This window comes from Cobetia sp. SIMBA_158 (genome assembly GCF_046566945.1).
GTDB lineage: Bacteria > Pseudomonadota > Gammaproteobacteria > Pseudomonadales > Halomonadaceae > Cobetia > Cobetia amphilecti.
Map to the genome: position 1 here is coordinate 1 of NZ_JAWJYL010000024.1, position 5500 is coordinate 5500.

A 5500-nucleotide genomic window follows, 5' to 3' on the forward strand; every position below is an offset into this window, starting at 1 on the left:
AGCAGCAATAAAGGAATGGCAGGTCGAACGACCGGAGTTGTTTACCCAGGCTGTAATCAATCAGACGGAACCCGACATTTAGTGATTGCATTCAAGAGAAATATAGTTACTTTAAAACTATATCTTCACCGCACTCATCGATAATTTCCTGTGACCATTGTGGAATCTTACCATATCGACAGATGAGATAATGCCCAAGTATTTGCCATGAGAAAAAGACACACATGGTGCGATAGAAGACAGTAGATAAGAAATTTACAGTCGAGTTATCTGTAATGAGCCTGGGTATCGTGTGTCGAGCGGATTCAGATAACGATGGACGCCAAGACATGAGTTTAGGCGGTTGTTCAAACTGATCATCATACTCCATGAATGCTTGTACATAATAAAAAAGATAAAAAACCTCATTCTTGGGGGCTTCTTTCATTTCAAGAACAGTATCACCGAAGGAAAAACTATCCTCGACACGAGGTCCGTCCATTAAAAATCCACGCAACTCATATTGGCAGGCCATAATAGACCTTCCTTTATAAGCAACAGCATACAAACAATCTTGCCAAGGCATTTCCTTGGGCTGGTAATCTTTATTGCTGAAAAAATAGACTTTACTAGTTTCACGATTAAAGACTACGGGATAGACAGAGTCTTTTATCACTTCAAACCATGCACCTAAAATAAATGGATGAAATACAAATATAGCAAAAAAAAACGGAAAAACTGCATAGAAGTATTCTTGAGCCGAAAACATAAAATAAGCAAAAATCGAACAAAGTGTCACAATAACTGGAATATATAGAAAACTTGCTCCGAGTAGCCTTCCTCTTTCTCTAAAATCAGTATCCCCAAGAATCATATGACTCTTACCAATATAAAATACTGATTGAGGCGGCGATTTAATTCCTTCTCCTTTCTTAAATACTGGGATTTCAATATCAGGATACTCACCTTTTTTTATCATACCCGTAACACGAAGATACTTTTCGATATTCACTGCATTACTCTGTTAATGCTAGATTACTATGAATAGCAACCCCTCATAGAGAAACCAAGAGGGTTTCGTGGATAATGCGTACAGTGGATCAGCCTAGCCCATGGGTTCCGCTTACCGCCGAGATCAGCGCTGTCCCACATGCCGTATGGCAGCCGTGAAACGCTACCGGCTTGCCATTCAATCTGATAGTGGGATGACCCTCGATGATACTGCAGGTGCTGTGGCCATCCTTGGGGCACGTAACCATGTCCCCCACCACTGCCACCGGCTTGCCCTCCAATAGATAGTTGGACTGGGCAGACACCACCTTACCGCCATGTGTCGTGCTATCACCGAGCACGATGACGCCATCTCCGGAACTGAACATATTACTTTTCTCCATCAAACACACTAGAAGTCATAAAATTCGACATCAGTTATAGTGCTATATCACTAGAGATTTATAAAAATATAGCAAGGCGACAACATCCACAAAAAAGCCAACAAAGAAACAAATAACAGGCCAAGCACCTATCCAAAAATCATCTACTTTATTATTACTCCAATCCATAGACATTTCATCGTCTTCTAATTTACAATCACTTTTTGCCTCATCAGACCACTTAGGAAGCTTGGATGTGTAGATAGCAAACCATCTTCCTAATACTATAGCAGAAATAATAGGCGATCCAATTAATTTTAAAGCCGCAGTATGAATAACCGAAAAAGCATGGATGATACCAAACTTAAGCCCTTCACGTCTTGTCGATCCTGGTGAACAGAAATCGAGATCGACTGAATTTAAATTATTTTTGTAATCCATAAAATCACTAATCTCAAGCAGCAACCTTTCCAAAAGCTCACGACGATTTAATGAATCACTTGCTATAGGGGCTGAATCAATAATTTCATTAGAATCTTTATCAATTAAATTGACCCACATGGATGCCATTGCTCCATTAAGAGCTCGTTCTTGACCTGTAGAAGACACAACAGTACATCTTACATTTTCCCAAGACCATTTTACGCAGGTTTTATTATGCCTGAATATATAGATGCACTGCGACTTTCTATTCACTCTAACAGCATATTGCGTTAGTCTGAAAGCATCAAACATTAGCGATTTCAATAAAAAGACTAAAAAAATAAAACAAAAAATGAGGCCGATACTACAGGTCCACATTAGATAACTTGGTCCTCCATTAACGAGAATATAAGTCGACAAAAAAATCATACCAGATATAAACGCAATAAACATTAAAGCTAGCGAAGCATTTCGTCCCCTAATGTCATTTATAGTCCCAACCAATTCGATATACTTATCGTTATAACGTGTTATAAAGTAGCTCAAATCTCTTGGACTTATGAAATCGCTCATACAATAACACCTTTATAAAAATAAGATTTAGATGTATGTACCGGATGAACTGATTTCACAACAGAACTATCCTTTGTTAGGCTTTGTACGAAAAGTCATTTTTGCTACTATATTCCATGCACAACAATTATATGTGCGGTACAGCAAGACACTACGAAATCTCTTCTAAAAAATCCCGCAGCCAAGACTACGGAATCATCGATTACAGATACCATATGGGCAAGCTCACGCCCTCACCCCAAGCCGTGCTTGCCACTCGCGACAGAGATCAGCGCCGCCCCACATGCCGTATGGCAGCCGTGAAACGCTACCGGCTTGCCATTCAAGCTGATAGTGGGATGCCCCTCGATGATGCTGCAGGTGCTGTGGCCATCCTTGGGGCACGTCACCATGTCCCCCACCACTGCCACCGGCTTGCCCTCCAGCAGATAGTTGGACTGGGCAGACACCACCTTGCCACCATGTGTAGTGCTATCCCCGAGCACGATGACGCCATCTCCGGAACTGAACATGGATCAACCCCTTAGAAAGCGAATGAAAGATAGTTAATATCTCAATGAATAAGGTGCTGGATCAAGTAGTATACACCAATCGAGTCCACTATCAGCCCAATTGAGAAACATAGAATTACACACTCGTTTTCCCAGAAAGGGATCCTATGATAATTTTTCCAATTCATAGTTTCTTCATCATCTCTCAACTGGCACACCTCAAGTATCTCTTTAGGCCATGAGGGAATCTTTGACGTAACCATGGATAACCAACGCCCTAATACCATAGGCGTGACGATAGGTGATAACATCAGCTTCACCAATGGCTTATCGCAAAAATAGTAACCATGTAAAACGCCATACTTGGTCCCCTCCCTGGTTGACGAACCAGGCACACAGAAATTAATTCTCGACTTGGTGATGTCAATACCGTCAGGCCTATCCATATAGTCTTTAGTAATAAGCCATATATTTCTCAATATGTCTTTTCTATCGAGCATATCACTACCAATAGCGATACGTTGATATTTATCCGTATTAGATAAATTCGTATCTCTAAGCCAGACAATGCCAGGAACCAGCGTCAGAATACTACCTTTTCCACCAGCAGTTGTATATTCAACATTTCCTGCATCCCAATCTAAAGTCATTGTTGAGCCATCATAAGTGATCGCTGTAACTTTTCTTTCTATTCTCAAAAACCTTACAGAATACTGACTACTTTTAAAAGTATCATATTTAAAAAGAAAATACACAACGATATAAAAAAATGTAAGTAGCACTCCACCTATGATAGCCATTACATCTAAATGCACAGGAACATTTTCATTTAAAATGATAGCAACTGCCAAACCTAGCGTTGTAGTTACTGCGATACCTATTATAAAAGCAGTAAAATTGAATCTTCCTCTAGAATCATTTTCTCGCCCAACTACTTCAAGGAAATGGTCGTTGCATTCTGTTACTAAATAATTGCCATTTGGTGAATCTTTCACAGTAATCACTCTGGGCCCAATTTTATCCAAGCTACAAAAAATGGATTTATCAGATACTTATTAAATGAAAATTCCGCAGCCAAGGCTACGGGATCATCGAATACAGATATCTCCTAGACGAGCTCACACTCTCATCCCAGGCCGTGCTTGCCACTTGCCGCAGAGATCAGCGCCGCCCCACATGCCGTATGGCAGCCGTGAAACGCCACCGGCTTGCCATTCAAGCTGATCGTCGGATGCCCCTCGATGATGCTGCAGGTGCTGTGGCCATCCTTGGGGCACGTCACCATGTCCCCCACCACTGCCACCGGCTTGCCCTCCAATAGATAGTTGGACTGGGCAGACACCACCTTGCCGCCATGGGTCGTGCTATCTCCGAGTACGATAACGCCATCTCCGGAACTGAACATGCTTATCTCCTATCTAGTAATACAACGCTTTATAAAATTCTATCACTGAATCAAGAACAGCTGCGATAATTAAAACTTTATTTTCAAAGATCAACTGTATAAGAATAAACGTTGACCAACATGAAATGGCCATTCATTTATATCTCCACATTTACTGATGAATAAAAAAGTGATAACATATCACAAACAATTTAACTAATTGAGAAATATAGTGCACAATTCATCTTCCACTGTTATCTTAGCAATATCACTTTTGCTACTCTCAGGCTGCAATGAATCTAAGTCCAATAGCGAGGAACTTACTACCTCTGATCAGGAAAAAATCGCGACTCTTATCAAAAAAACTGAAGCCAATATGATTTTTGTAAAAGGTGGTACTTTCCAAATGGGCGATTTTGGGCCTATTGATGAGGGGACCAATGGCTTGCCTTACTCCGTTCACAAAGACAACAAGCCATTACATACAGTGACTCTCGATAGTTATTCTATTTCTGCGACTCAAGTATCTTATGATGATTTTGATACCTATACGTTAGCCACTGGAAAACAAACTATAAACAACAGTGGCATTGAGAAAAAATATAGAGCTCCTAATGTTCCAGCGGGAGTCACGTGGCACCAAGCCAATGACTATTGCTCTTGGCTTTCTGCTAATACTGACAGCACCTATAAATTACCGACTGAAGCGCAATGGGAGTTTGCTGCTCGTTCAAGAGGGAAATTCTATTTATTTGGGACTAATGATGGCTCCTATCGAAGAGGAGTCAATATTCTTACAAGAGATGAGATCAAGAAAAGCACGCCAGCGAATTCTACTCTGGCACCAAGTAAAATTAAATCTATACCGCCAAACCCTATGGGAATATACCAAATGGGGATCAATGGCTATGAATGGACTAATGATTGGTATAGTGAAAACTACTATGAAAACTCACCACAACATAACCCCCAAGGTCCTAAGTCAGGGACTGAAAAAGTCGAACGAGGGGGAAGCTTTGGTGAGGGAACTACTGCTAAATTTACGATCAGGCGAGCAAGCTCTTTCCCAGATGCTAGTTTTAGGACACCAAGTGGTGCGGTAAAAAAGGGTAGTTTACGCACTCATACTTTCAGATGTGTCTCTAATTAGTAAAAGTGTACGCAAAAATCATACATAACCAAACTCATCAACAATACACTGCTTGGCCGCAGATTCTGAGTGCAACACCTGAGTTTCCCTGTAAGGTATTGCGCTCATGTCATACTCAGAACTCAGC

7 protein-coding genes are annotated in these 5500 nt (G+C 40.9%); 1 reads left to right on the top strand and 6 read right to left on the bottom strand.

Annotated features, from left to right (window positions below; translation table 11 throughout):
- Positions 1-106: 106 nt before the first annotated feature.
- From R2R70_RS18735 to R2R70_RS18760, 6 genes are all read right to left on the bottom strand, one after another.
- Entirely contained in the window at positions 107-991 is an 885-nt protein-coding gene (locus R2R70_RS18735; protein WP_410978716.1) for a DUF6708 domain-containing protein, read from the bottom strand.
- 88 nt (positions 992-1079) lie between these two features.
- Positions 1080-1373, bottom strand: a complete 294-nt coding sequence (locus tag R2R70_RS18740; protein WP_410978717.1) for a PAAR domain-containing protein — start codon at positions 1371-1373, stop codon at positions 1080-1082.
- A 42-nt stretch (positions 1374-1415) separates the two neighbouring features.
- Positions 1416-2348 (bottom strand): DUF6708 domain-containing protein, encoded by a 933-nt coding sequence (locus R2R70_RS18745; RefSeq protein WP_410978718.1) that lies wholly within the window; start codon positions 2346-2348, stop codon positions 1416-1418.
- A 233-nt stretch (positions 2349-2581) separates the two neighbouring features.
- Positions 2582-2860: a PAAR domain-containing protein gene (locus R2R70_RS18750; RefSeq protein ID WP_216061598.1), complete on the bottom strand. Its 279-nt coding sequence runs from the start codon at positions 2858-2860 to the stop codon at positions 2582-2584.
- Between the two features lie 41 nt (positions 2861-2901).
- Complete coding sequence (locus R2R70_RS18755; protein WP_410978719.1) at positions 2902-3834, bottom strand: DUF6708 domain-containing protein; 933 nt, start codon at positions 3832-3834, stop codon at positions 2902-2904.
- Between the two features lie 131 nt (positions 3835-3965).
- Positions 3966-4244, bottom strand: a complete 279-nt coding sequence (locus R2R70_RS18760; protein WP_077377206.1) for a PAAR domain-containing protein — start codon at positions 4242-4244, stop codon at positions 3966-3968.
- Positions 4245-4455: 211 nt separating this feature from the next.
- Between R2R70_RS18760 and R2R70_RS18765 the strand changes: the two genes are divergently transcribed.
- Positions 4456-5373, top strand: coding sequence for a formylglycine-generating enzyme family protein (locus tag R2R70_RS18765; protein WP_410978720.1), 918 nt, complete (start codon positions 4456-4458; stop codon positions 5371-5373).
- Positions 5374-5500: the final 127 nt, after the last annotated feature.

Excerpts from the sequence above, each read along its gene's own strand:
- R2R70_RS18745 (WP_410978718.1), bottom strand. The coding sequence starts at position 2,348 with ATGAGCGATTTCATAAGTCCAAGAGATTTGAGCTACTTTATAACACGT.
- R2R70_RS18760 (WP_077377206.1), bottom strand. The coding sequence starts at position 4,244 with ATGTTCAGTTCCGGAGATGGCGTTATCGTACTCGGAGATAGCACGACC.
- R2R70_RS18740 (WP_410978717.1), bottom strand. The coding sequence starts at position 1,373 with ATGGAGAAAAGTAATATGTTCAGTTCCGGAGATGGCGTCATCGTGCTC.
- R2R70_RS18750 (WP_216061598.1), bottom strand. The coding sequence starts at position 2,860 with ATGTTCAGTTCCGGAGATGGCGTCATCGTGCTCGGGGATAGCACTACA.